The organism is Gemmatimonadota bacterium (genome assembly GCA_016713785.1).
In the GTDB taxonomy this organism is placed as follows: domain Bacteria; phylum Gemmatimonadota; class Gemmatimonadetes; order Gemmatimonadales; family GWC2-71-9; genus JADJOM01.
In genome coordinates, this window is sequence record JADJOM010000002.1 from 216,903 (window position 1) to 242,109 (window position 25,207).

Consider the following 25,207-nt stretch of genomic DNA (forward strand, 5'->3'; position numbering starts at 1 on the left):
GCTCTGCGCACTGGAGAACTCCGTCATGCTCGTCGCTCTGCTTGCCGCCGTCCTGTCCCTTCCCGTCGGCACCCTCACCGGCCGGGTGCTCTCGATCGCCGGCCAGCCGGTGCCCGAGGCCCGCGTCGTGGTCGTGGAAGCCGGTCGCGCCGTCACCACCGATGCCCGGGGTCAGTACCAGGTCCCCGACCTGCCCAACGGCCGCTACACCCTCTCGGTCTCCGCGATCGGCTTTGCGCCGCAGGTGCGGAGGATCGAGATCGCCGACGCGCCCCTCACCGTCGACGTCACGCTGAAGGAATCGCTGGTGGAGCTGCCGCCGCTCCAGGTCACCAGCACGCCCACCGCCACCGACCCGCTCGTCTCCCCCCAGCCCACCGCGGTGATCGATGGCGAGAACCTGCACGCCGCCCAGGCGCCGAGCCTCGGGGAGACCCTCAACCAGGTGGCGGGCGTGCACAGCCTGAGCACCGGCGCGGGGGTGGGCAAGCCGGTGATCCGCGGGCTCACCTCCAACCGGGTGCTGGTGCTCGACGACGGCCAGCGCACCGAGACCCAGCAGTGGGGCGATGAACACGGCCCCAACATCGAGACCGCCCTCGCGGACCGGATCGAGGTGATCCGCGGCCCCGCCAGCGTGCTGTACGGATCCGACGCGCTGGGCGGCGTGGTGAACGTCATCCCGCGCCCGCTGCTCGCGGCAGAACCGGGGCGGAGCGTCCTCCACGGCGAGGCGAGCGCCTCCTACTCCACCAATACCCGCTCGCCGGATGGCGCGCTGCTGCTCGAGGGCGCCACCGGCGCCGTGGGTTACCGCGCCACCCTGAGCGGCCGCAGCGCCGAGGATGTGCGGACCCCCGAATACCGCCTGTGGAACAGCGGCAACCGGGCCGGCGGCGGCAGTCTGGCGCTCGGCGTGCGGCGCGGGTGGGGCAGCCTCACCGGGAGCTACAGTGGGCGCTGGGAGCGGATCGAACTGACCGATGAGGACCCCGCCGAGACCCCGCTGCAGCGCATCGCCACCGGGCGGGCACGGGTCGACGGCAGCTTCGCGCTGGGCGGCTCGCGGCTGGAGCTCGCCGCCGGGTACGAGCGGAACCGCCGCCGCGAGTTCGAGGACCGGACCGCCACCGACGTGGCGCTCGGCCTCCTGTCGCAGAACTACACTCTCGATGCGCGGCTCTTCCACGCCCCGGTGGGCCGGATGAGTGGCACCCTCGGCGTGAGCGCCCTCCGCACCACCTTCGACAAGTTCGGCGAGGAGACGCTGATCCCCAACACCGACGTGAAGGCCGTGGGGGTCTACGGCTTCGAGCAGGTGCACGGCGGCGAGTGGGACCTCTCCTTCGGCGCCCGCTACGACTACCGCACCCTCGCCCTGCGCGACACCACCATCCCCGGCGTGGACACCGACCGGAGCTGGCACTCCTTCACCGGCAACCTCGGCCTGCTCTACAAGCTGGCGGAGCCGGCGGCGGTGGTGCTCAACGTCGGGCGCGGGTTCCGCGCGCCGTCGAGCTTCGACCTCTTCTCCAACGGCGTGCACGAGGGCACCGTGGCCTTCGAGCGCGGCAACGCCGACCTCAACACCGAGAAGTCCCTCAACACCGACCTGGCGCTCCGGCTGCAGACCACCAGCGCGGCGCTGGAGCTCGGCGGGTTCGTGAACTGGGTGGAGGACTTCATCTATACCGTGCCCTCCGGCACCACCGACCCGGGCTCCGGGTTCCAGATCTACGACGTGACCCAGGGCAACGCCCGGCTGGAGGGCCTCGAGTTCGCGGGCCAGGTGCACCCGACCCGCTGGCTCCACCTGCAGGGCACCGCGGACTACGTGCGCGGAACCAACACCTCCACCGGCGCACCCCTCCCCGCGATCCCGCCGGTCCGCGCCACCTGGAACGCCCGGATCGAGTTCCCGCATGGCGGCGTCCTCGGCGAGCCCTACCTGGCGCTGGGGGGCGAGCACAACGGCCGGCAGACGCGCCTCGACCCGGCGGAGGCCTCGTTCTTTGCCGACGCCTTCGGCGGCGCAGGCTACCAGTCGGCGGCCTACACCCTCCTCAACGCCGGGGGCGGCTTCACCGTCGGGATGGGCGGGAGCGAGCTGCACGTCGACCTGCTGGTCCGGAACCTCTTCGACACGGCCTACGCCAACTTCCTGAGCCGGCTCAAGACCAACGCGGAGAATCCCGGCATGGGACGGAGCGTCATGCTGCGCCTCACAACCGAGTTCTGAGCCGCCCGCGCGGTCACCGCAGCACAACGGGGGAGTCCGCATGGACTCCCCCGTTGGCGTGTCGGGTCCCCGCCGGTGGCGTTACGAGCAGCTGGGCCGGCCGTGCGGCAGCTGGATGGTGCAATTGGTGGTCACGCCGTTCTGGGTGATCACCAGGGTGGCAGTGCTGGTGCCATCGAAGGTCAGCACTTCGCGACGGGACCGCGAGGCCGGCGCCTGGCCCTCATAGGTGACCGTCACGTCCATCGCGCGGATGATCGTGCCCGCGGTCGGGTACACGCCGGGGCCCCACGCGGCCGGCACCACCACGCCCTGCAGGGTGTCGCCCAGGGTGCGGACGGCCGTGAACGTGCCCAGGGTGTCGCTGCCGGTCGTGGTCTCGCTGCCGCGCGAGGTGCCGTCGATCTGCCGCGCGGTGCTGCCGGGCGCCAGGCCGGTGACGGTGCGGTCACTGGCGTGGCGCACCACGCTGGTGTCCCCGCCGTGATGCACCTTGGTGCCGGTCACGCTCACCTGGACATTGATGGTATTGGTGCTCAGGCTGTCGTAGGCCGACTGCACCACGCCCGCGGTGTCGTAGTAGGCGATGGACTGCGCGATGCTCAGCCCGCCCCGGGTGACGGTGTCGCACACCACGCGATTGATCCCCGCGTCGAAGCTGCAGGTGGCGCCGAGCTGGCCGCGGAAGGGGCCGTGCCGCAGGCCGAAGTCGAGCCCGGGCCCGAAGAACCCGCCCAGCCCGCCGCACATCATCCCGCCCTGGCCACGGTGCCCGCGCCCGTGCGGTCCGCGGGGGTGCCATCCGGTGGTGCCGCTGTCGGAGACGCTGCCGAAGGTGCTGCTGACGTCGGCGAAGCCGAGGGGCAGGGTCTCGAAGCCGTCGGCGACCAGGAGGTCGGACGAGGTGCCCGTGGTGGAGCCGCTGTCCTGGCAGGCCGCCACGCCCGCGAGCAGCGCCAGCACGGCCAGGGTCTGGAGGGAACGTGACATCGGGAAGCTCCGGGTGTTGGGCCCGCGGCGCGCCGAACCGTTCGGTTGCCGTCGGGGCGTTCATCCCAACGACACCCCAGCCGGCCGGTACCCCTATGCCCCGGGGTCCTCGCCCTCGGGCAGCCACCCGCCGAGCCCGTCCCGGAGCATCCGGATCGCCTTGCCCATCTGGGCCTCGACGGTCTTGACCGAGATCTCCATGGCCGACGCGATCTCCGCATAGCGGAGCTGGTGCACCCGGCTCAGCTCAAAGACCTCGCGGCACCGTTCCGGCAGGCGGGACACCGCCGCCCGCACCGCCTGCTCCAGCTCCCGGGTGAGCACCCCGCTGTCGGCACCGGGCGGCGGGGTGCCGGGCTCCACCAGCGGCTCCGCCTGCCGCACCACCCGATCGTGCCGGAGCTGGTTGAGCGCCCGGTTGCGGACCGCCCGGTGCAGGTACCCCGCAACGCTCATCTCCGGGTCCAGGCGCTCCCGGCCGCGCCACAGCTCCAGCAGCACCTCCTGCACCGCGTCCTCGGCCCGGGCCTGGTCGCGCAGCAGGTGCTCCGCCGCCGCTACCAGGCGGGGGTAGCAGCCGCGGAAGATCGCTTCGAAGGCGGCCTCGTCGCCGGTGCGCAGGCGCTCGAGCAGCAGGCGGTCGGGGGTCGGCTCGGCCAAGGAGATGGTGGTGGGGGGTCGGTTGAGGGGTGAAAGGTACCATGGGGGGCCAGCGGTGTCCTCGGGCTTCTGCCGGTCCCGGGATAGGGGTAGTCTTGAGGTGAGGTGTCTCACATTCATGGATCATCCGACTGACGACAACCGCTGGGAAGCGCTGGCGCGCTACCTCGCCGGGGAGAGCTCCCCGGAAGAGGCGGCGCGCATCCAGCGGCTGCTCACCGAGGAGCCGGAGCGGGCCAAGGCGATGCAGGCCCTGGCCGCGATGATGCGCCGGCTGGAGCTGCCCCCGGCGCCCCGGGTAGACGTTGACGCCGCGTGGGAGCGCACCCGGGCCCGGATGCGCCAGGACTCCGTCGCCGACGCCCCGGCTTCGGCCCACCCAGCCAGCCCCGAGCCCGAGGTCATCACCCCGGCGGCGCCGCCGACTCGACCGGCGGTACCGGAGCCGGTGGTGGCCCGCGCGCCGAGTGCGCCGGTCGTGGCACGGATGGCCGCGCCCGCGCCCCCACCCGAACCGGCGCTGCCCGACCAGGAGCCGACCGCGGCGCCGGCACCCTCCCCCGTGGCGCCCCGTCCGGCACCCCGTCCCGCGGTGGTTGCCGCGCCTCCATCCGACGTCATCCCCCTGCGACCGCGCCGTTCGGCGTGGTGGCTCGTCGGCGCGGCGGCCGCGGCGATCATCGGCGTGGTGTCGTGGCAGCGGATGCAGCGGCCCGCGATGGCGGAGTCGGTGCTGGCCACGGCCGTGGGCGGCCGCGATTCCCTGGTCTATGCCGATGGCAGCCGGATCTTGCTGGGTCCCGCCTCGCGCCTTTCGGTGCGGGCGCGGCCGGGCGAGCGGCCCGAGTCGGTGACGCTCGAGGGCGAGGCGTACTTCGACCTCCCCCACGATCCGGCCCGTCCCTTCCGGGTGCAGGCCGGCTCGAGCGACATCACCGACATCGGCACCCGCTTCACCGTGCGGCAGCCCGCCGCCGGCCCGACGGTCGTGGAGGTGCACGCGGGATCGGTGGCCTTCGGCGCGCGCGGGGCCACGCCGCTGGTGCTTGCGGCGGGCGAGCAGGCCGTCCGGCGCGGCGCGGCCCCGCCGGAGCGCCTCCCGGGCGCGGCGGGCAGCGAGCCGCCGGCCTGGACCGCGGGCCAGCTGGCCTTCAGCGACGCCGGGTTCGACACCGTGCAGGACGCGCTCCGTCGGTGGTACGGCGTGGAACTGCTGTCCGGTGACTCCGCGCTCGCGGCGCGGCACTTCACCGCCAGCTTTGCCGGCGAGCCGCGCGAGGAGGTGGTGCGCATCCTGGCGCTGACCGTCGGCGCGGAGGTCGCCTGGCAGGGTGACACCGCCCGCCTCGTCCCGGCGCCGGACCCGCGCCCCCGGCCGTGACCGCGCCCGCCCCCGGGCGGGCCCTCCGCTGGGCGCTGCTGCTGGCCGCCGCCCTGCCGTCCACCGCCACCGCGACTGCCCCCTGCCCGTCCGCCATTCGCGGCGATTCCGCCCGCGCATGGGCCCCGCCGCTCGACCGCCCGGTAACCATCGAGGCGGACCGGATCTCGCTGCGCGACGGGCTCGACCGGCTCGCGGCCAGCGCCGGCTTCCGGCTCTCCTACAGCGGCGATCACCTCCCCCTCGACCGGCAAGTCTGCCTGTCCGTCCGTGCCGAGCCGGCGGGCGTGGCGCTGCTCCACCTGCTCGCGGGGACCGGCGTGGAACCGCTCATCGTGGGTCCGGCGCAGGTGGTGCTGCCGCCCCCGGCCCAGCCCGAGCCCGGGCCCCTGGCCGCACCGGTAGAGCTCGCGACGATCGTGGTCACGGGCAGCCCCGCCGGCCAGGCCCGGCGGGAGCTGCCGCTGGCGCTGGACGTGGTGCGTGGCGAGGACCTCCGGCAGTGGGGTGACGGCGGGCTCGCGGCGGCGCTCAGTGGCGCGGTACCCGGCCTGTGGCTCTGGGCCCAGGCGCCCAACAGCGTGCTGGCCAGCTACGCGAGCATCCGCGGCGCGTCGTCCTTCGGGCTGAGCTACCCCAAGGTCTACATCGACGGCATCGAGCTGGCCAACCCGCTGCTGCTCACCGGCCTCGCGCCGGAGGCGGTGGACCGGGTCGAGGTGATCCGCGGACCGCAGGGCGCGGCGCTGTACGGCGCCGACGCGATCAGCGGCGTGATGAACGTCGTCACCCGGCAGGAGGGCGCCGACCCGGCCGCCCCGCGCTTCACGGCGCGGAGCGACGTGAGCCTGACGGGCACCGACTACGCCGGCGGCGCGGTGGTGGGACAGCGCCACGCGCTCGGCGCGCGGCTGGGCTCCCAGCTGACCTCGGGGGCCGTGCACCTGGCGGGTGGCACCGAGGGCGCCTACATCCCCGGCGCCGCGCGCCAGTTCCTCTCCGGCCACGGCACCCTGCGCCACGTGGCGGAGCGCTGGATGCTCACCGGCCTCGGCCGCTTCAGCACCGAGGTGGCCGACGCGCCCCCGAGTCCGCTGCTGCCGGATTCGAGCGTCCGGCCCCGCCGGGGCCTGGCCGGCGGCACCAGCCAGTCGGTCCTGACCTACACCCTGGGCAGCAACCTCCGGATCCTCCCCGGCGAACGTTGGAGCCACAGCGTGGTGGCGGGCCTCGATGGCTACCGGCTCGAGGGCGTGGCCGATGAGCGCACCCCCATCACCTCGGCCACCGACTCCGCGCTCCGCGCCGCAGTCGGGGGCGCGGTGCGGGGCACGCTCCGGCTGGGCACGGTGCGGCACCAGCCGCTGGGCGGCGCCAGCTGGAGCGACCTCGCCCTGAGCGCCGAGCACTCGATCCTGCGCCAGTGGGCCAGCATCGACTCGGGGCCGCGGGACAACCGCGCCAGCGGCAGCACCCGCCACACCAGCGGGGCGAGCCTCACCGGCAGCGCCGGGCTTGCGGAGCGGCTGTTCCTCTCGGGCGGGCTGCGGGTCGAGGGCACCACCGGCAACGACCCGGTGCTCATCCCGATGGCGGGCGCGGCGTGGGTCGTGGGGGGATCGTCGGTCTCCCTCAAGCTGCGCGCGGCCTACGGCAAGGGGGTGCGCTGGCCCACGGGCGCAGTGCGCACCGCGTTCTCGGGCGGCCCCCAGGCCACGCGCTCGGCGGCCGGGCTCGATCCCGAGGAGCAGTCGGGCCTCGAGGCCGGCGCCGACCTCGCCGTGGAACGCACGGTGACGCTCAGCGTCACCCGCTTCGACCAGGTGGCGTCGGGATTGATCCAGCGGGTGGGCGTGGCACTCGACACCAGCGGCGGGCCGGGGCAGCCGCGGGTGACGTACGCACTGGAAAACGTCGGGGAGATCACCAACCACGGCTGGGAGGCGGCGGTCAGCGTGCGCGGGGGGCCGGCGGTGCTGCGCGGGGCGTGGTCGGAGGTGGACAGCCGGGTCCGAAGGCTCGCGCCCCGCTACGGCGGCGACCTGCTCCCCGGCGACCGCATGCTCGAGGTGCCGCGGCACACGCTGAGCCTCACCGCCACCGTCAGGCAGTCGGGCTGGCTGGCGACCGGGACGGTGGCGCGCGCCAGCGACTGGATCAACTACGACCGGCTGCAGATCGCGCAGGACTTCGCCGCCGGCCAGCCGGCGCGCAACTTCGTGGGCCAGCGGCTGCGCAGCTACTGGCGCACCTATCCCGGCGTCACCCGCCTGCGGCTGTCGGTGAGCCGCGACCTCGGCTCCCACCTGGGCCTGACCGTCACCGGCGACAACCTGCTCGACGCGCAGCGCGGGGAACCGGACAACCTGACCATCGTGCCTGGCCGGAGCGTGGGCCTGGCGCTCCGCGCCGCCTGGTGACGGCCGGGAATGACGCGAGGCCCCGGCGTCTGCCGGGGCCTCGCCTCGTTCCGTCCTGCCTCAGCTCCAGCGCTGCCAGAGGTTCCGGAAGCCGCGGATGGCGCGCTCCACCACCGCGCGGTCAGCCGGCTCCAGGCGGTGCACCTCCCGCTCCGCGTCGGCCACCAGCGCGTGGGCGCGGGCGCGCAGCTCGGGCAGGGAGTTCCACACGGTGGAGGAGCGGTGGAGCACCGCCGCCAGCAGGTCACCGGGGTGGAAGTCGCCGCTCACGAACGGATCCTGCTCCAGCCGGTCGAGCGCCACGCCGAGCACGGTCGAGACACCTTCGCCCTCCTCGAGCAGGAAGCGGAGGGCCTCCGGACCCAGCTGCTCGATGGGCGTGCGCCGATGCCGCCGCAGCGTGGCGCCCAGGATCGAGAGCGTCTCCGGTTCCGGCCGTTCGACGACCTCGAGGTCGTCGAGGGTGGCGCGGGAAGGGATCTTCATGGCGTGACGGGTGTCCGGTTCCTGGCGGCTGCCTGCGGGCGCGATCCGGCGCGTCCGGCGGCGGAATGGGCTGGAAGTTCCCGCGTCGCATGGGGGCACAGGGGCAGGGATCGGGCCACCAGAATCCGGCCCGGAATGGGGCCAACCGTCAAGTCTCGATACAGCAAACGTGGCCGCCGGCCCGCAGGGTGTGGCGGGCCGGCCACGGAATCGGGTGATCGGCCTCGGCCATCGACGGGGCCCCGGCACGACAGGACGGCCCCGCCAGCTGCAGCTGGCGGGGCCGTCGCGACCGGTGGGACCCGGGCGTCAGTCCGCGGCGCGCAGGTGGGCGCGGCGCGCGCGCACCGCGCCGGCCTCCATCCAGGTGACCACCACCACCCGGCCTGCGGCGGCGATGCCGGGGAACTCCCCCGTGCCGACCTGGGTCGTTGAACCAGTACCCGGCCGCCCGAAGATCACGCGTGTCGGCGGCCGGCGGCGGTCCTCCCAGGCACCCCACACCGTCCCGCCCGCCGCCGCGAGCTTCACCTGGGAGGGCGACACGTGCCCCGTCGGCAGCAGGGCCACCGGCGCGTCGAAGGTCTGTCCGCCATCGGCGGAGGTGGCGTACCAGAGCCCCACCCGGCCCGGCACCCCGGTGTACCAGGCCGCGTGGACGGCGCCCCGCGCATCCACGGCGATGTCCGGCCCGATGTCGGGACAGCCGCGCAGCACCCAGCCATCCTCGTGGACCCGGGCGGGAGGCGTGAAGCTGACGGCACCGTCGGCGGAGCGCGCGGCTTGGAAGTCCCGCACGTCCCCCGGGAAGACATGGCGCCAGAGGGCGTGCACGGCGCCGTCGGGCGCCACGGCCAGGGCGGTGCGGCAGCAGATGCAGGAGCTGGTATCGAGCACGGCGGCCGCGGCCACCCCGGCGCCATCATCGGTGGTGCGGGCCACGACCAGGTCCACCCGGTGCTCGGGCACCGGGATACTCTCGGAGACCCTGCCCAGGGCCCGCGCGGCCACGCTGTCGGTGTAGTAGTGCAGGTCGAGCCAGCTTGCGTAGACGGCCCCGCCGGGCGCCGTCGCCAGGTCGAAGTACATGTTGGCGAGCGAGGGCACCGCCGGGTCGGCATCGAGTGAGGCGGCCGGCGAGAAGGTGCCACCGCCATCGGTGGAGCGGGCCAGGCGGAGGCTCACGTCGGCGTGGGGCGCGTCATCGGCGGTCCGGGCGCTGACCCAGCCCACGTAGACCACGCCGTCCGCGCCGACGAGCACCTGCGGCGGATTCTCCCGGGCCACCATCACCTCGCCCGGCCGGTCGTTCACGCGGACCGGGGGGCCGAACTCGGCCCCGCTGTCGGCGGCAGCGAGGAAGACGTCCCAGCTGCTGTCCGGGGCCATCTGCACCCACGAGACGTACACCCGGCCCGAGCGGCCATCCACGGCCACGGTGGGATTCGCGGCGTCCCGCGCCGCGATCGTGACCGGGGGGCCGAGATCGGGTTCGCGGCCACACCCGCCGAGACCCAGTGCAGCCAGGACCAGAAACGACGTACCTCGCATGGCATCCTCCTCACGGAATGGCCGGCGCCGGACGGCCCCATCGCGGTCCACCAACCCTAGCGCCGCGCCGCCACTCCCCGCATCGCCTCCACCAGCGGCGCGTACATCCCCGCCAGCGCCGCGGTGATCTCCGGGCCCGCCGTGGCCGGCGAGCCGGCGTTGAACGGGGGCGCTGGGTCGTATTCCACGTTGAGCTGCAGCCCCCCGGCGTACGCGGCGCCGGACAGCCGCGCCGCCAGCACCAGCGCGAAGTCGATCCCCGCCGACACCCCCGCCGCCGTGATGCGGTTGCGGTCCTCGACCACCCGCGCGGTCACCGGCACCGCCCCGAACTCGGCCAGCACCTCGTGCGCCACCCAGTGCGTGGTGGCCCGGTACCCGCGCAGCAGTCCCGCCGCGCCCAGCACCAGCGATCCGGTGCAGACGCTGGTCACGTAGCGCGCCCGCGCCGCGCGGTCCCGCAGGAAGGCGAGCAGCGCCTCGTCCTGCATCGCCGCCACGGTGCCCTCCCCGCCGCCGGGCACGAAGAGCACGTCGAGGTCGGCGGGACAGGCCTCGAGGGTCGTGTCCGGCACCACGGTAAGCCCGGACGCCTGCAGCGGCGCGGTGCTCCGTCCCACGATGTGGACGGTGGTCTGCATGAGCCCGCTCAGCACCGCGTGCGGCCCCGCCAGGTCGAGCGGGAACATGCCCGGGTACGCCAGCATCGCGATGCGCCGCGGCGTGGCCGGCATCACCATCGCGGCCGTCGCCGAGTCCGGGGCAAAGGCGGTCATCAGGGCGTCCATCGACGCGTCGTGCGCCATGGCCGCCGTGTCGGCCGCGCCGGCGGCGGCCCCCGCGGCGCCCGGCGCCGGCCCGCAGCCCGCGATCGGGAGCACCGAACCCGCCGCGGCGCCCGCCGCGAGGGACTGCACGAAACGGCGGCGATTCATCCTGGGCTCCGGGAGGGGGCGGGGAACGGGACGGGACACATCCCGTCAGCTTCATACGCCCCGCGCCGGCAAGCTGGGGTTCCGGGGCGCGGCACGGGAGTGCTGGGACGATGGCAACGAACCAAACGGTGAAGATGGAGTGGGGCAGGTACCGCCCGGTGGCACCAGCATGGATGCGCGCCACACGTGGCGCTCCGCGGCGGCCCTTACCCCTCCCCGAGGTGCTACTCCTGGCGCAACTCCGCCAGCAGCCGCTGCTCCAGCCGGGCCCGCTCCTCAGCGGCCAGCGGCTCCAGCGGCGGGACGTAGTCCGGGCGGCCCCGCTGGTGCGCCGGCGCCGGCTGGCCGGCCCGGCGCCGGAGCACCAGTGCCAGCGTCACCCCGCCCAGCAGCAGCAGGATGCCCGGGCCCACCCAGCCGAAGACGTCGAAGCCCTGCCAGGTCGGTTCGCCCAGGATGTACTGCCCGTAGCGCGCCGCCATCTCGCGCCGGATCAGCCCCGGGTCCTCGCCGCCCAGGATCCGCCGCCGCAGCGCCTGACGCAGCGTGTCGGCGTGCCAGCTGGGGCAGGCGGGGAGCGTGAGCCCGGGGCAGAAGGGGCTCTGCAGGCTGCCGATCAGTTCGGTGGCCGTCCGCTGCCGGGCGGACACCTGCGCCGCGTCCGGCGCGGGGGCGGGTGCCTGCGCCAGCAGCGCGGCCAGCAGCAGCGCGGCCGTCATCGCGCCGCCCGGGCCGTGGGCCACGGATCGGCGAAGCGGGCGTCGGCCAGGAAGGCGGGATCCGTCAGGCTCTCCAGGAAGGCGAGCAGGTCGGCCCGCTCACCCTCGGTGAGCGTGAACCCGGGCACGAAGGCGCTCTTGAGCGGATTCGCGCTCCCCACCCCGGCGTGCGGCCCGCTGGTGATCGTGCGCCCCCCCGCCATGTAGTGCGCCACCACCTCCGCGAGCGTGGCGATGCTGCCGTCGTGCATGTACGGCGCCGTGACCGCGACGTTCCGCAGGCTCGGCGCCTTGAAGCTCCCCATGTCGGCCGGGTCGCCGGTCGATTCCATCAGCCCCACGTTCGGCGCCGGATACGCCCCGCGGCCGTCGAGGTTGTACAGGCCGGTGTTGTGGAACTCGACTTCGGGATTGGCCTTCCCCAGGTGGTCCACCGTGCCGGTGAACAGGAAGCCGCCGTGGCAGTGGAAGCACTCCAGCCGCTCGCTCAGGAACAGCGTCTCCCCCCGGCGCGCCGCCTCGCTCATGGCCCCGGCCTCGCCGCCGTGAAAACGGTCGTAGGCGGAGGCGCCCGAGAGCAGCGTCCGCTCGAACGCCGCGATCGCGCGCGTCACGTTGGCCAGCACGAACGGGTCCCGCTCGCCGGGGAAGGCCGCCGGGAAGAGCGCGCGGTACCGGGGCTCGTCCCGGAGCCGGCGGAGCAGCTCCGCCTCGGCGCCGGTCATCCCCATCTCGATGGGGTCCTCGCCGAACATCGGCACCAGCGCCTGCTGCTCCAGGTGCTGCATCCGCAGGTTGGCCCAGGTGAGCGACGGGCTGTACGCCACGTTGGCGAGGCTCATGCTGGTGCGCGGGTGCGCCTGGCCCGTGATGCCCACAGGGTGCACCCGCGGGTCGCTGAAGGCGTACCCCTGCTGGTGGCAGCTGCTGCAGCTCATCGAGCTGTCCCGGGAGAGCCGCCGGTCATGGAACAGGTGCCGGCCCAGCTCCACCTTGGCCACGGTCATCGGGTTGTCGGCCGGCACCCGGGGCTCCGGGAAGCCGGCGGGCAGCGCCCAGCGGAACGCACCGGTCGGCACCCGATAGGCGCCCACGGTGGCGGCCCGGCCGCTCACCCGGAACACCCGCTGCGGTCCCCCGGCGCGGGACCCGAACGGCAGGCCCAGCGCGGCGAACATCGGGTCGCAGTCCAGGTCCGCCTCGCCCGACATGCATCCCTTGGCGGTGTTCACCTGGTTGCTGTCCAGCCGCGACTCCGCGAGCAGCTGGGCCAGGTCGGTCACGATCGTATCGCGCGCCGGATTGAAGTCCTCCAGGGCGACGGCCGGCCGGTTGCTGTCGAGGCAGCGATCGGGGGGCAGCGTGGCATCAGCGGCGCTGTCGTCCCGCACGCACCGGGTGCTGCCCAGGTGGAAGAACAGCCGCTCCACCGGGCTCTCCACCCGCGCGTCCATCCGGACGAACGTGTATCCCGTGCGCCAGGTCCAGAACATCGCGGTGAGGTCGAGCGGGGCCCGTTGCCGCGTCAGGTCGCCGTGGTTCTGCTCGAACGGCACCCCGACCCGGAAGCGCACGCCGGTGTAGGTCCCGGCCGGCGCCTGCCCCCGGATCTCGCGGCGCACGCCCTTGGTGCCGTTGCGGCAGGGGCCGGTGCCGTCCTCGAAGTCCAGCAGCGCCACCTGGCCGTCCTGCCAGGTGCTGTCGCGGTCCAGGGCCAGCGGCACCTCGCGCCCATCGGGGGTCACCAGGCGCACGTCATGCACGTACATGCGGAAGTCGGTCGGCGTGATCCGCGTGCGCGACCGCCCGATGCCGTCGTAGCTCTCGCCACACGCCAGGCGCCGGTCGCCCACCCGCGCGTCGAAGCGCAGCGTGACCCGCTGCGCCGCCGGGGGGTCCCCCAGGTGCAGCAGCGCCGGCAGCGCGAGGACCAGCCCCATCATGCCCATGCGTGACATGCGTCCTCCTGGAAGGTGAAGCGGAGAAGGAGAGGGCAGGTACCGGCCGCCGACGCCAGCGTGGATGCGCGCCACACGTGACCCCATGGACCGGCCCTTACCCCCTCCCTCATCTGACTACTTGAGCTTGGCCTTCTGCAGCTCGTCCCAGGTCCACGGCGTGGTGCGGCTCTTCGTCGCCGCGCGGACCGCCGCCACCTCCGCCGCGGTCACCGGCGGCGCGCTGTTCCCCCACGACGACCGCTCATAGGTGAGCGTCGTGGCGATGTCCTCGTCCGACAGCTGGCCCCAGGCCACCATCGCGCCGTTGTACTGCTTGCCCTTCACGGTCATCGGCCCCTGGATGCCGTGCAGCACGATCGCGATCGGCACCTCGGCCGGACCGGTCACGATCTCCGAGCCCGCCAACGGCGGGAACGCCGGGTCGAGCCCCAGCCCCGTGGGCTGATGGCAGGTCGAACACACCGCGTACTGCCCCTCGGGCACGTACGCCGGCGTGGTGGCGGCCGGCGCGGCAGCCGGCGCGGCCGCGGGAGCGGCGGAGGCGGTGTCGGCGGGCTTGTCGCCTCCACCGCAGGCCAGGGCCAGGAGGGACAGGAGGGCTACGGGCGTCAGACGAACGGCGGACATGATCAGGACCTCGATGTGGAATGGGGACGGGAACCAGCAGACAGGCGGAGCGCGCGGACCTCGGCCTGCACCCACAGGGTCAGCGCGCCGGGCATGGCCAGGGCCAGGCGGATGCTGTCACCGGGCACCAGGTCCACCGTGAGTTCCTCCAGCGCGAGCCAGGTACCGCCCGGGTGCATGCGGATGGCGCCGTGCGCGGGGATGACGAACCCGCCGCGCGCCGCCAGGAACTCGGGGCCGCTGGCCTGGCCCGACAGCCGCACCCGCCGCGCGGCACGGGTCGCCACCGCGCCCACCGCCACCGGCACCGCGGTCTGGCTCGTGATCGCCAGGAAGGCCCGCGTGTCCGTTCCCGCCTCGCCCGGTTCCACCCACGCCTGCTCCAGCGCGAGGGTGGCCATCGAATCGGCGGCCGGCGCGCTGTCGGCCGCACGCAGCGGAGCCGCGGCCGCGTCCCGGACGCACCCGGAACCGCCCGCCAGGACCAGCCACGGCAGCAGCACGCCGCCGACTGCACGCAAGACAGCTGAGACCATCGGTTGCCCTCGAAGGGAGCGCACCCCGCCCGGCGGGCGGTGGCGGCAGCTGCGCGCCGGTCAGACCTCATCCCGCGCGCCGCCGATGGCAGGCGGCGTTCACGGCGGAGAGCCCGGGAACATCCCGGGATCGGTCAGGCGCGATTCAGTTGTGCTGGAACGGGAGACCGACGACCCGGAACGGGTTCGTCAGGCGAGCGGGGCGGGCGGGGCTTGGGCGAGCGGGAGCAGGCGGGCGGGGCGGACCACCACCAGCGTCGGGGTGCCCTGCGGCGCGGCCACGGCCACGACCGCCACGGGCAACAGGGAGAGCCGCGCCGGCGCCGGGGGCGCCACCGGGGCAAAACAGCAGGCATGGCCCACGCAGTCACAACGATGCGGCGCGGAACGCTCCGGCGACCCGTGCTGGTGGCCGGCCGGCATCTCCGCCATGCCGTGATGCCCCGCCATCGCCGCGGCCGCTGGCTCCCGCCGCTCGCACCCGTGCAGGCCGGGGGCAAGCGCATTGGCGGTGAAGACCACCGCGAGGGCGAGGCCGAGGAGCGGGCGGAGGAGGTGGCGCATGAAGTCAGGATCATGCATGCGCGGCACCGGTGGGCGCAAGAGGCGCCGTCACCACCCACGGCCCCCCGCCCTCCGCCCGCTCCCGCCGGTGGTGTTAGAATTCCACCCCTGTTCCCCGCCGGTATGCGCGACCGACGGCACCCCTCACCCGTAGCCGAGGAGTCCCCGCATGCGGTTCCCCACCCTCGTCCTGGGCGCTGCCGCCGCCCTGCTGGTCGCGCTGCCGGCCACCCTGGTACACACCAAGCTGGTCAAGGCCGAGCCCGGCATCGACGCCACCGTGGCCACGGCGCCGAAGCAGATCCGCCTCTGGTGGAGCGACCGGACCGACGCCGCGCTCACCAGCGCCACCCTGCTCAAGGCCGATCGCTCGCCGGTCGGCGTGATCAAGTTCACCGAGACCGACGACAGCCTCTCCTCCGCCGGCGCGGTGCCGGTGGACCTCGCCCCCGGCAAGTACCTGGTGATGTACAAGACCGCCGCACACGACGGCCACGTGGTGCGCGGCACCTTTGGATTCACCTTCGACCCCGCGGCCAAGCCCTGAGCATGCGCGGCGGGCTCGTGTGGATCGCTCCTGCTGGGCGCCGGCCTCGTGGCCGGCGCCCAGCGCCTTTCGGGGCAGGACAGCCTCGTCGTCGACAGCGCCGTGGCGATCCCCATGCGCGACGGCGTGGTGCTCATGGCCGACATCTGGCGCCCCGCCGCCCCGGGCCCCTTCCCGGTCCTCGTCTACCGCACGCCGTACGACCGGCAGGACGCCGCGGCGGCCTCCGGGATCACCCGCGCCGCCGTGGCCCGCGGCTATGCCGTGCTCCTCCAGGACGTCCGCGGCCGCTACGGCTCCGGCGGCGAGTTCGAGCCGTATCGCCACGAGGGCGCCGACGGGTACGACACCATCGAGTGGGCCGCGCGGCAATCCTGGTCCACTGGGGCGGTGGGCACCATCGGCCTCTCCTACCCCGCCGCGGTGCAGTGGCTCGCCGCCCTGCAGCGCCCCCCGGCGCTCAAGGCGATGGCGCCGGCCATGACCTACGCCACGCCGGAATCGTTCTGGTACGCCGGCGGTGTCTGGGACGGGTCGTGGCTCGACTGGACCTGGTTCAACATCGCCCCCGACCTGCGCCGCCGCCTGGGCCGCCCCGGGCCGCGCACCGATGCCGAGGCCGCCGCCGCGTGGGAACGGGAGGGCCCCCGGGCCCGCCGCCATCGCCCCCTCGGCACGCTGCCCGACTTCCAGGGCATCGCCCCCTGGTACTACGAATGGATGCGGCACCCCCCTCGGGACCCCTGGTGGAGCTGGGCCGCGCTCGAGGGCCGCTACAGCCAGGTCGGCGCCGCCGTGCTCAACCTCTCCGGCTGGTTCGACGAACCCTATGGCGCCCGCGGCGCCGCCGACAACTTCTCCGCCCTGGTGCAGGCCCGTCGCCCCGGCGCGCCGCGGGCCGCGCTGATCCTCGGCCCCTGGACCCACGGCGTGGGCGCGGTGCAGCGCACCACCGCCGGCGACCGGGACTTCGGCCCCGCCGCCGCGCTGGCGTACGCCGAGATGGTGCTGCGCTGGATGGACCGCTACGTGAAGGGCGAACGGAACGGGGTCGACGACGAGCCGCCGGTGCGGGTCTTCGTGATGGGCGAGAACCGCTGGCGCACCGCCCCCGGCTGGCCGCTTCCGGGCACGCGCACGGATACGCTCTTTCTGCAGCCGCCGGAGCGCGACGGACAGTCCGGCCGCCTGGAGGCGCAGCCGCCGATCCGCGGCGCCTCCGAGACCAGCCTCCGCGCCGACCCCGCCGCGCCCCTCGCCGACCCGTACGACGGCCGCGCCGGCGCGCACGACTACCGGGCGCTCGTGGGCCGCCCCGACGTCGCGGTCTTCGAGACGGCGCCCTTCACCGAGCCGCGCGACGTCATCGGTGCCGTGGTGGGCGAGTTCGCCGTCGCCGCCTCGGTGCCCGACTACGATCTCTGGCTGCAGCTCTACGACGTGGCGCCCGACGGCACCGCCTGGAACCTCTCCGCCCCGGCACCGCGCTGCTCCGCGCGAGCTACCGCCAGGGCGGGCCCGCCCGCATCCTCCCGCGCGAGGGCGAGGTCACCCGGCTCCGGTTCGATGGCCTCCTCACCGCCAACCGTGTCCTCCCCGGACACCGGCTCCGCATCGTGCTCTCGGCCGCGTTCGTCCCGCTCTTCTCGGTGAACCCGCAGACCGGGCTGCAGGAATTCGACTCGGACAAGGTCCGGGCCGGCGACCTCCGGGTGCAGCACTCGCGCACCTTCCCCTCGCGGATGCTCCTGCCGGTGGTGCCCATCGCGCGGGACTGACAGCACGCCTGCTCCCCGGGTACCTTCCCTCCGACCCTCGTCGTCCAGCCAGCCGTGGATACCGAACCCGCGACCCTCCCCCTCGATCTCTTCGCCGCCAGTCGCGCCGTCGCCTACCTGGCGACCCTGACGCTGGTCGGCGCCTGCGCCTTCGTGGCCCTCATTCCCCGCTGGCGCGACCCCGCCGACGACGAGCACTCCCTCGCCGCCCGGTCACTGGCCCGCGCCTGGCGGCTGGCCGGGGTCGTCGCGTTCCTCTTGCTGCTTGCCGACCTGGGTCGGGGCGTGGGCCAGCTGCAGAGCTTCCTCGATCCCGGCGAGCCGATGAGCTGGGCCGCCGCGCGCCCCATGCTGATCGACAGCGCCTGGGGCCACGGCTGGCTGGCCCAGCTGGCCACCACCACGGTCGCCCTCCTGCTGATCCTGGTGGTCACGCGCCGCCCCGCCCTCCGGCTCGCGCTCGCCGGCACCGCGGTCCTCGCCGTGGTGGGCAGCACCCCGCTCACCGGCCACGCCGGCGAACACCCGTGGGGCGCCAGCTTCGGCATCGGGCTCCACGCCGTGCACCTCCTCGGCGGTGGACTCTGGCTCGGGACCCTGACCACCCTCGCCGTCGCGGCCCTGCCGCTGGTGGGCGGGCCCGCCGGGGGGCCGCCAGGGGATCACGGCGCGCTGGCCCGGCTGGTCGGCGCCTTCTCGCCCCTGGCGCTGGTCGGCGCCACCCTCGCGATCGGCGCCGGCCTCGTGCTGGGGTATGCCTACGTGGGAAGCCTCTCCGCCCTCACCAGCACGGTGTACGGCCGCGCACTGCTGGTGAAGTCCGCGCTGCTGCTGCTCACGATGGCGCTCGGGGCCTGGAACTGGCGGCGCGTGTCCCCCACGCTTGGCCGCGCGGAGGGCAGCGCCCGGCTCCGTCGCTCGGCCACGGTCGAGCTCGTCATCGGCCTCCTGCTCGTGGCCACCACGGCCGTGCTGGTGGCGCTTCCCGCCCCGGGACTGTGACGATGCGCGCCCTCCTCCTGTGCAGCCTCCTCGCCGCCCTCGCCTGCCAGGGCCGCGGCCCGCGGCCGTTCTCCGGCGAGGGGCTCGCCGGGCCGGCGGTCGTGCCGCCGCTCGCCAAGCCGGAGCTGGTGCTCACCGCCACCGACGGCACTCGCTACGACCTGCAGCGGGACACCGAGGGCGTGGTCACCCTGCTCTTCTTCGGGTACACCTCCTGCCCCGATCGCTGCCCGATCCAGCTCGCGAACATCGCGGCGGCACTCAAGCGGATGGATCCGGCGCGGGCGGAGCGGATCCGGACCGTCTTCGTCACGGTGGACCCCCGCCGCGACACACCCGGGCGCATTCGCGCCTATCTTGATCACTTCGACCGGCGGTTCGTCGGGCTCACCGGGGACAGCGCGTCGATCGCGTACGCGTTCACCCAGCTCCGGCTGGGGCACCCGATGCCGCCGGACCCCGTCGCCGGGGACAGCGGGACGTACACGATCAACCACAACGTGGCCGTCTTTGCCTTCACCCCCGACAACCTCGCTCACGTGGCCTATCTGTCGGGGTTCACCCCCGACCAGTGGCTCCACGACCTGACCCTGCTCGCGGACGGATCCTGACCGTGCACCGACGCCCCGCTCCCGCCCGCTCCGGCCTGCTGGCCCTCGCCGCGCTGCTCGCGCTCGGTGGTGGCTGCAAGCCCGCAGCGCCCAAGGTGTTCAATCCGGACGGGCTCGCCGCCCCAAGGTCGAACCCCCGATCCGCAAGCCGGACTTCATCCTGACCACCACCGATGGCCGGCCCTACGACTTCCGCAAGGAAACCGAGGGCAGGGTGGCGCTGCTGTTCTTCGGCTACACCCACTGCCCCGACGTCTGCCCGGTGCACCTGGCCAACATCGCCGCGGTGCTCAAGAAGCTCTCGCCCGAGGTGAACAACGCCGTGCAGGTGGTGTTCGTCACCACCGACCCGGTGCGCGACACGCCCGAGGCGATGCGCGCCTGGCTCGACAAGTTCGACCCGCGCTTCATCGGGCTCACGGGCGACTCGCTCGCGCTCCTCAATGCCATCGGCCAGCTGCCCTTCGGCAAGCCCGTCATCGAGCGCCTCCCCGGGGACACCGCCTACTACGTCGGCCACCCGGCCTCGGTCATCGCCTTCACCCGCGACAACCTGGCCCACGTGGTCTACCCCTTCGGCATCCGGCAGCAGGACTGGGCCCGCGACCTCCCACTTCTCGCGGAGCAGTGATGCAACACCGCCTCCGACCCGCCGCGAAACTCGCGGCCCTCCTCCTGATGGCCGGATGCGCCGGCGGGCCGCCGGCGGCCACCGCCACCGCGGGCGACCTGCGGCTCACCAACGGCTTCGCCTACGAGCCGATCATCCAGGCGAGCGGCGCCGCCTATGTCGAGATCACCAATCGCGGCACCACCCCCGACACGCTCCTCGGCGCCTCGAGCCCGGCCGCCGCGGGCGCCATGCTCCACGGTGGCAGCATGGCGCACGTGATGACGCTGCCCATCCCGGCCGGCGGCACCCTCGCGCTGGCCCCCGGTGGCACCCACATCATGCTGACGGACTTCGTGGCCATGCCCGAGGCCGGGGATTCGCTGACCCTGATCCTGACCTTTGCGCGCGCGGGCAGCGTCACGCTGCAGCTGCCGGTGCGGAAGTACGGCGACGAATGAACTGGTGGTGCGCGGCGACGGGGCAGAGCTGGACGTGGGAGTGGCGGGCCTTCCCCGGAGTCTGGTTGTTCGTGGTGGCGGTGGCCGCCGGGTACTTCCGGCTGCGGCGGGGTGCCGGGGCGCCGGGCCGCGGCGGCACCTGGTTCGCCATCGGCCTCCTGCTGCTGTGGGTCGCCCTCGACTGGCCCCTCGGTGCCCTCGGCGCCGGTTACCTGCTCAGCGCGCACACCGTCAGCTACATCCTGCTGTCGCTGGTGGCCCCGCCCTGCCTCATCCTGGGCTTCGATACGGCGGATGTCCGGCGCGCCCTCGCGCGCCCCGGCGCGGCGGCCCTGCTCCGCGCCGCGGCCCGCCCCGGGCCGGCGCTGGCGGGGTTCAGCGCCATCCTGTTCATCACCCACATCCCATCGGTGGTGGACGCGCTGATGGCGAGCCAGCTCGGCGCGCTGCTCGTGGACCTCGCGTGGATCGGCGGCGGACTGTGGCTCTGGTGGCCGGTGATGGCGCCGACTCCGGAGGTGTCCACCTTCCGGCGGCCGCTCAAGATGGCCTACCTCTTCGCCGCCACCCTCCCGGCGATCATCCCCAGCGCCTTCCTCACGTTCGCGGAGTACCCGCTCTACGCCACGTATGAGCTCGCGCCCCGCGTGGCCCGCCTGCTGACCGCGCAGGAAGACCAGAAGATCGCCGGCCTCCTCATGAAGCTGGTGGGAGACCTGCCGATCTGGTTCGCGTTCGGGGTGATTTTCTTCCGGTGGTCCCGCGATGCCGAGGCGGCGGCGCCGCCCCCGGTCCATCCCAGCGCGGTGGCGCGCTGACCCGCCCGGCCTACTCCTCCTCGACCTGCTCCCGGACCTCGGTCCGCCGCCAGCCCGGCATGATCGGTCCGCCCAGGCCGCCGCTGCGGCGCGCCAGTTCCAGGTGCGGCGCGGCCAGGTCGGCCAGCTGCTGCGCCAGCGCCATGTCCGTCCGGGAGAAGGACTCGCTGCCGCGCGCGGTCATGGCCATGGCCCCAAGGACCCGGCCACCGGTGCGGAGCGGCACCACCAGCACCGAGACCGCGCCCTGGCCCTCGTCCTGTGCGGTGAGCAGGTAGGGCAGCTCCCCGCGCACCACCTGCGCCACCCCGGTGCCCTCGATGGGCTCCTGCGGCAGGTCGGCGAGCGGCGTCGCCGCCCCGGGGCGCACCACCGCCACCCGGCGCTCATCGGTGAGGCGCACCGCGAACTCGAGCGCCGTCACCGGCAGCAGCGCCCCCGCCAGCTGCACGAACTGCCGGCTCCCCTCGCCCAGGAAGGGCGTGGCCGCGAGCAGCTCCGCCACCCGCGCCAGGTGCATCGGCACGTGCCGCAGCAGGTCGAACTGCGACTTGAGCACGCTGAACTGCCAGCCGAGCACCAGCGCGTCCACCCGCGGCGCGAGCAGGGCGCCCACCCGGTCGAGGATCGCGAGGTCCGCGGCCTGGTAGAACTCCGGCCCCGCGCTCCCCAGCAGCAGGTACCCCACCGGCCGCTCCACCACCCGCAGCCGCACCCCGATCAGCGAGCGCGGAGGCAGCTCGGGCCCCCGGACCGTCACCAGCTCGGGCACCCGCGGCACGTAGGCCGCCGCGGTGTCGCCGACCAGCACCGTGTTCCGCTCGCCGAAGAGCAGGGTGGGGTTGAGCTCGGCCGCCGGGCGGGCCAGCGCGGGGTCGCCCCACAGCACGCCGTGCCCGTGCAGCGCCAGCCGGTAGTAGTGCGCCCCCTCGGAATCGGGAATCAGCAGCTCGTAGGCGTCGTGCGGCAGCACGGACTGCAGGGCGAACGACAGCGCCAGCATCAGGTCGCGCGGGGTGCCCGCGCCCCCCAGCGCGTCCGCCAGCGACTCGAACAGCTCTCCCCTCGCGCGCCTGCTCCCGGACCCGCTCTTCCACCGCCGGCACGTGGTCGTGCGCGGGCGGCGGCGCCGCGGGGGGGGCCTGCTCGTCCACCGCCGACCCGCCGCGGGTCACCCGCGCGAGCATCGGCGCCATCACGTCGGCCGCGGCCTCGAACATCTCCCCCGCCCGCAGCCCGTAGATGTGCGGCGTGAACGAGGCCAGCAGGATGAGCGCCACGTCCTGCCCGCCGAACCGCACCGGACGGAGCAGCACCGAGCCGTAACCGGCCCGGCGGATCCGGTCCTCCACGTCGTCCAGCAGGTGCTGGTTGGCGATGGGATTGGCGGCGGGCACGTCCAGCGCGTCCGCGCTCAGCGCCTCGGGCTCGATCAGGATCGGCATCCCGTCGGTGCCGTAGATCCACAGGCCGAACAGCTCCGAAGGCAGTTCCGGACCCATCGCATCCGCCACCGCCTCGTACCACGCCTTGAGCACATCCAGGTCCTGGATGCGCGTCCGCGGGTGCAGCAGCGGGATGCGTTGCCGGAAGTGCGCTTCGCCAATGCTCATGCGTGGGAAGATGGCAGGGTCCATGCCCCCGCGACGGCCGAAATCACGCCCATACCCCTCCCCCCTACTTGCATACCCCAGGCCCCTATCATAAGTTGGCGACAGTGTCCACGGTGGATCCAGCTTGGAATCTGAGGCATAAAGCAATGCAAAATATCACGTTACACATCTCAGGCATGTCCTGCTCCCACTGCCTGAACGCGGTCAACCGCGCGGTGGCGGGAGTCCCAGGGGTCGGGGTACGGTCGGTGACAATCGGTCGCGCCGACCTCACCGTGCCCGACGACGGGACGGCCGCGCTGGTGAAGGCCGCCATTGAGGAGGCGGGATACAAGGTCGAGGGTACGGCCTGATGAGCGACACCGCCACCCCCGCGCCCCCCGAACCAACCGTAGAGTTCGCGGTCTCCGGGATGACCTGCGCCGCGTGCAGCGCGCGGGTCCAGCGCCAGCTCGAGAAGACGCCGGGGGTGGCCCGGGCCAGCGTGAACCTCATGACCAACGCGGCCACGGTTGCCTACGACCCCGCCCGCACCTCCCCCCACGACCTCGCCGCGGTGATCCGGGATACCGGGTATGGCGCCGAGCTCCCGGCCCCGGACCAGACCGTCGAGGAGGAGCTCGCCGCGGAGGAGGCCCGCTACGAGCGCGAACTCCAGCGCCTGCGGCTCAAGGTGGTCCTGACCCTCGGCGCCGCGGTGGTCGCCATGCTGCTCGGCGCGCCCCTCATGCTGCACGGCACCCCGCCACACGCCGCCGATCCGCTCTCCCGCGCCATGATGGCGGTGAACCTGCTGCTCGTCCGGGCACTCCCCCCGCTGGGCCGCCTCGATCCCCACCTGGTGCGCCTCGGCATGCTGGCCCTGGTGCCCCCCCTGGTGGTCTGGGCGGGCTGGCGGTTCTTCGCGGCGGCCTGGGCGGCGCTCCGCCATCGCGCCGCCGACATGAACACCCTGATCGCCCTCGGCAGCATCGCCGCCCTGGCGCTCAGCGCGGTGAACACCCTCGCCAGCCGCGCGCTGCAGCGGCGCGGGCTCGAGCCCGACGTCTACTACGAGGCGGTGCTCTGGATCGTCGGCTTCGTGCTGCTCGGGAACTACTTCGAGGGCCGGGCCAGGCACCGCACCGGCGCCGCCATCCGGCGGCTGGCCGGGCTCCGCCCCGACCGGGCCATCGTGCTGCGCGATGGCACCGAGACTGAAGTCGCCATCGCCTCGGTGCTCCCCGGCGACCAGGTCCTGGTGCGCCCCGGGCAGCGGATCCCGGTGGATGGCGTGGTGGTCGAGGGGCAGAGCGCGGTGGATGAGTCGATGCTCACCGGTGAGCCGATGCCAGTGCACCGCGGCCCAGGCGGCGAGGTGGTGGGCGGCACCCTCAATGGCGGTGGGGCCCTGCGCATGCGCGCCCTGCGCGTGGGGCGGGACACCGTGCTCTCACGGATCCTGCGGCTGGTCCGCGATGCCCAGGGCCAGAAGCCGCCGATCCAGCGCCTCGCCGACCGCATCGCCGCCGTCTTCGTGCCGGTGGTGATCGGCCTCGCCGCCCTGACCTTCGCCGGCTGGCTCTGGCTGGGCCCGGCCCCCGCGTGGTCAACGCGGTCGTGGCCGCGGTGTCCGTGCTGGTCATCGCCTGCCCCTGCGCCATGGGGCTCGCGGTGCCCACGGCCGTGATGGTGGCGACCGGTCGCGGCGCCGAGCTGGGCGTGCTCATCAAGGGGGGCGATGCGCTGGAGCGCGCGGCGGCGGTCGACACCGTCGTGCTCGACAAGACCGGGACCATCACCGAGGGCCGCCCCACGGTCACGCGGGTCGTGCCGGCGGCGGCCCTCGCCGCCGACGACCTCCTGCGCCTCGCGGCCTCGCTCGAGCGGCTGAGCGAGCACCCCCTGGGCGGCGCCATCGTGCGGGCGGCCGAGCAGCGTGGACTGGCCCTCGCCGACCCGTCGTTCTTCTACAGCGACGCCGGGCTCGGCGTCCGCGGCCGGGTGGAGGGGCGCGAGGTGGCGGTGGGCAACGCCCGGCTGCTCGCGCAGCTTGGCGTCGAGCCGCCTGCCGCGGCGGACACCCGTGCCACCGAGGTCCATGTGGTGGTGGATGGCACGCTGGGCGGCACCCTCGAGATCACCGACCCGGTCCGGCCCACCAGCGCCGCGGCCATCGCCCGCCTGGGCGCGCGCGGCATCGCGGTCGTGATGCTCACCGGCGACCAGCCTGCGGCCGCCGGCCACGTGGCCGCCGCGGTGGGGATCACGCGCGTGGTGGCCGGGGTCCTCCCGGATGGCAAGCTGGCGGAGATCCGGCGGCTGCAGGGGGAGGGACACGTGGTGGCCATGGTGGGCGACGGCATCAACGACGCCCCCGCCCTGGCGGCGGCGGATGTCGGCGTGGCGATGGGCACCGGCACCGATACCGCCATGGACGCGGGGCAGGTCACCCTCGTCAAGGGCGACCTCGACGGCGTGGCCACCGCCTTCGCGCTCAGCCGCGCCACCCTGCGCACCATCCGGCAGAACCTGTTCTGGGCCTTCGCCTACAACGTGGTGAGCATCCCCGTCGCGGCCGGCCTCCTCTACCCGCTGCTCGGCTGGCGCCTCAACCCGGCCATCGCCGCCGGGGCGATGGCCCTGAGCAGCGTCAGCGTCGTCACCAACAGCCTGCGGCTGCGCCGGGCGCGCGGCTGACCGGACCCTGCCCTCGAGG

General features: G+C 74.2%; 25 protein-coding genes. 14 read left to right on the forward strand and 11 right to left on the reverse strand.

Annotated features, from left to right (window positions below; all coding sequences use genetic code 11):
- The first annotated feature begins 25 nt into the window (after positions 1–25).
- Positions 26–2,239: a TonB-dependent receptor gene (locus tag IPJ95_05365; GenBank protein MBK7923049.1), complete on the forward strand. Its 2,214-nt coding sequence runs from the start codon at positions 26–28 to the stop codon at positions 2,237–2,239.
- A gap of 81 nt (positions 2,240–2,320) precedes the next feature.
- On the opposite strand, the gene IPJ95_05370 is transcribed toward IPJ95_05365, so the two are convergent.
- The gene (locus IPJ95_05370; GenBank protein ID MBK7923050.1) at positions 2,321–3,229 is read right to left on the reverse strand and encodes a hypothetical protein; all 909 of its coding nucleotides are present in this window, start codon (positions 3,227–3,229) and stop codon (positions 2,321–2,323) included.
- A gap of 93 nt (positions 3,230–3,322) precedes the next feature.
- Entirely contained in the window at positions 3,323–3,889 is a 567-nt protein-coding gene (locus tag IPJ95_05375) for an RNA polymerase sigma-70 factor (GenBank protein MBK7923051.1), read from the reverse strand.
- 118 nt (positions 3,890–4,007) lie between these two features.
- Between IPJ95_05375 and IPJ95_05380 the strand changes: the two genes are divergently transcribed.
- Together IPJ95_05380 and IPJ95_05385 are read left to right on the forward strand one after the other, a co-directional pair.
- On the forward strand, positions 4,008–5,270 hold the full coding sequence (locus tag IPJ95_05380; GenBank protein ID MBK7923052.1) for a FecR domain-containing protein: 1,263 nt from the start codon (positions 4,008–4,010) through the stop codon (positions 5,268–5,270).
- Complete coding sequence (locus IPJ95_05385; protein ID MBK7923053.1) at positions 5,267–7,690, forward strand: TonB-dependent receptor; 2,424 nt, start codon at positions 5,267–5,269, stop codon at positions 7,688–7,690. The genes IPJ95_05380 and IPJ95_05385 overlap by 4 nt, the downstream gene beginning before the upstream one ends.
- A 60-nt stretch (positions 7,691–7,750) precedes the next feature.
- Here the strand turns inward: IPJ95_05385 and IPJ95_05390 are convergent, their stop codons facing one another.
- The 8 genes from IPJ95_05390 to IPJ95_05425 all read right to left on the reverse strand — a co-directional run bounded on the left by IPJ95_05390 (position 7,751) and on the right by IPJ95_05425 (position 15,069).
- Entirely contained in the window at positions 7,751–8,176 is a 426-nt protein-coding gene (locus IPJ95_05390) for a hypothetical protein (protein MBK7923054.1), read from the reverse strand.
- A gap of 309 nt (positions 8,177–8,485) precedes the next feature.
- On the reverse strand, positions 8,486–9,727 hold the full coding sequence (locus tag IPJ95_05395; protein ID MBK7923055.1) for a hypothetical protein: 1,242 nt from the start codon (positions 9,725–9,727) through the stop codon (positions 8,486–8,488).
- Between the two features lie 56 nt (positions 9,728–9,783).
- Positions 9,784–10,461, reverse strand: a complete 678-nt coding sequence (locus tag IPJ95_05400) for a DJ-1/PfpI family protein (GenBank protein ID MBK7923056.1) — start codon at positions 10,459–10,461, stop codon at positions 9,784–9,786.
- Positions 10,462–10,886: 425 nt separating this feature from the next.
- A complete protein-coding gene (locus IPJ95_05405; protein MBK7923057.1) occupies positions 10,887–11,381 on the reverse strand; it encodes a cytochrome c-type biogenesis protein CcmH in 495 nt (164 codons plus the stop codon).
- A complete protein-coding gene (locus IPJ95_05410) occupies positions 11,378–12,592 on the reverse strand; it encodes a di-heme enzyme (protein MBK7923058.1) in 1,215 nt (404 codons plus the stop codon). Before IPJ95_05410 ends, IPJ95_05405 begins: the two co-directional genes overlap by 4 nt.
- Before the next feature lie 864 nt (positions 12,593–13,456).
- Positions 13,457–13,969, reverse strand: coding sequence for a cytochrome c (locus tag IPJ95_05415; GenBank protein MBK7923059.1), 513 nt, complete (start codon positions 13,967–13,969; stop codon positions 13,457–13,459).
- Between the two features lie 2 nt (positions 13,970–13,971).
- A complete protein-coding gene (locus tag IPJ95_05420; GenBank protein ID MBK7923060.1) occupies positions 13,972–14,490 on the reverse strand; it encodes a copper chaperone PCu(A)C in 519 nt (172 codons plus the stop codon).
- A 204-nt stretch (positions 14,491–14,694) separates the two neighbouring features.
- Complete coding sequence (locus IPJ95_05425) at positions 14,695–15,069, reverse strand: hypothetical protein (GenBank protein ID MBK7923061.1); 375 nt, start codon at positions 15,067–15,069, stop codon at positions 14,695–14,697.
- Positions 15,070–15,238: 169 nt separating this feature from the next.
- On the opposite strand from IPJ95_05425, the gene IPJ95_05430 reads away from it, so the two are divergent.
- From IPJ95_05430 to IPJ95_05465, 8 genes are all read left to right on the forward strand, one after another.
- The gene (locus tag IPJ95_05430; GenBank protein ID MBK7923062.1) at positions 15,239–15,616 is read left to right on the forward strand and encodes a copper resistance protein CopC; all 378 of its coding nucleotides are present in this window, start codon (positions 15,239–15,241) and stop codon (positions 15,614–15,616) included.
- A 48-nt stretch (positions 15,617–15,664) separates the two neighbouring features.
- A complete protein-coding gene (locus IPJ95_05435; GenBank protein MBK7923063.1) occupies positions 15,665–17,269 on the forward strand; it encodes a CocE/NonD family hydrolase in 1,605 nt (534 codons plus the stop codon).
- On the forward strand, positions 17,233–17,394 hold the full coding sequence (locus tag IPJ95_05440; GenBank protein MBK7923064.1) for a hypothetical protein: 162 nt from the start codon (positions 17,233–17,235) through the stop codon (positions 17,392–17,394). The genes IPJ95_05435 and IPJ95_05440 overlap by 37 nt, the downstream gene beginning before the upstream one ends.
- 54 nt (positions 17,395–17,448) lie before the next feature.
- A complete protein-coding gene (locus tag IPJ95_05445) occupies positions 17,449–18,396 on the forward strand; it encodes a CopD family protein (protein MBK7923065.1) in 948 nt (315 codons plus the stop codon).
- Positions 18,397–18,398: 2 nt separating this feature from the next.
- Positions 18,399–19,007: an SCO family protein gene (locus IPJ95_05450; GenBank protein ID MBK7923066.1), complete on the forward strand. Its 609-nt coding sequence runs from the start codon at positions 18,399–18,401 to the stop codon at positions 19,005–19,007.
- Positions 19,008–19,080: 73 nt separating this feature from the next.
- Positions 19,081–19,638: an SCO family protein gene (locus tag IPJ95_05455; protein MBK7923067.1), complete on the forward strand. Its 558-nt coding sequence runs from the start codon at positions 19,081–19,083 to the stop codon at positions 19,636–19,638.
- Entirely contained in the window at positions 19,638–20,078 is a 441-nt protein-coding gene (locus IPJ95_05460) for a copper chaperone PCu(A)C (GenBank protein MBK7923068.1), read from the forward strand. The genes IPJ95_05455 and IPJ95_05460 overlap by 1 nt, the downstream gene beginning before the upstream one ends.
- The gene (locus IPJ95_05465; protein MBK7923069.1) at positions 20,075–20,896 is read left to right on the forward strand and encodes a cytochrome c oxidase assembly protein; all 822 of its coding nucleotides are present in this window, start codon (positions 20,075–20,077) and stop codon (positions 20,894–20,896) included. Before IPJ95_05460 ends, IPJ95_05465 begins: the two co-directional genes overlap by 4 nt.
- A gap of 10 nt (positions 20,897–20,906) precedes the next feature.
- Here the strand turns inward: IPJ95_05465 and IPJ95_05470 are convergent, their stop codons facing one another.
- Complete coding sequence (locus IPJ95_05470; GenBank protein ID MBK7923070.1) at positions 20,907–21,899, reverse strand: GAF domain-containing protein; 993 nt, start codon at positions 21,897–21,899, stop codon at positions 20,907–20,909.
- Positions 21,900–22,655: 756 nt separating this feature from the next.
- On the opposite strand from IPJ95_05470, the gene IPJ95_05475 reads away from it, so the two are divergent.
- Genes IPJ95_05475 through IPJ95_05485 form a run of 3 tightly spaced genes read left to right on the forward strand, consistent with a single transcriptional unit; the run spans position 22,656 to position 25,188 of the window.
- The gene (locus tag IPJ95_05475) at positions 22,656–22,862 is read left to right on the forward strand and encodes a heavy-metal-associated domain-containing protein (protein MBK7923071.1); all 207 of its coding nucleotides are present in this window, start codon (positions 22,656–22,658) and stop codon (positions 22,860–22,862) included.
- Positions 22,862–24,178 (forward strand): heavy metal translocating P-type ATPase, encoded by a 1,317-nt coding sequence (locus IPJ95_05480; protein MBK7923072.1) that lies wholly within the window; start codon positions 22,862–22,864, stop codon positions 24,176–24,178. Before IPJ95_05475 ends, IPJ95_05480 begins: the two co-directional genes overlap by 1 nt.
- Entirely contained in the window at positions 24,118–25,188 is a 1,071-nt protein-coding gene (locus tag IPJ95_05485) for a heavy metal translocating P-type ATPase (protein ID MBK7923073.1), read from the forward strand. Before IPJ95_05480 ends, IPJ95_05485 begins: the two co-directional genes overlap by 61 nt.
- Positions 25,189–25,207: the final 19 nt, after the last annotated feature.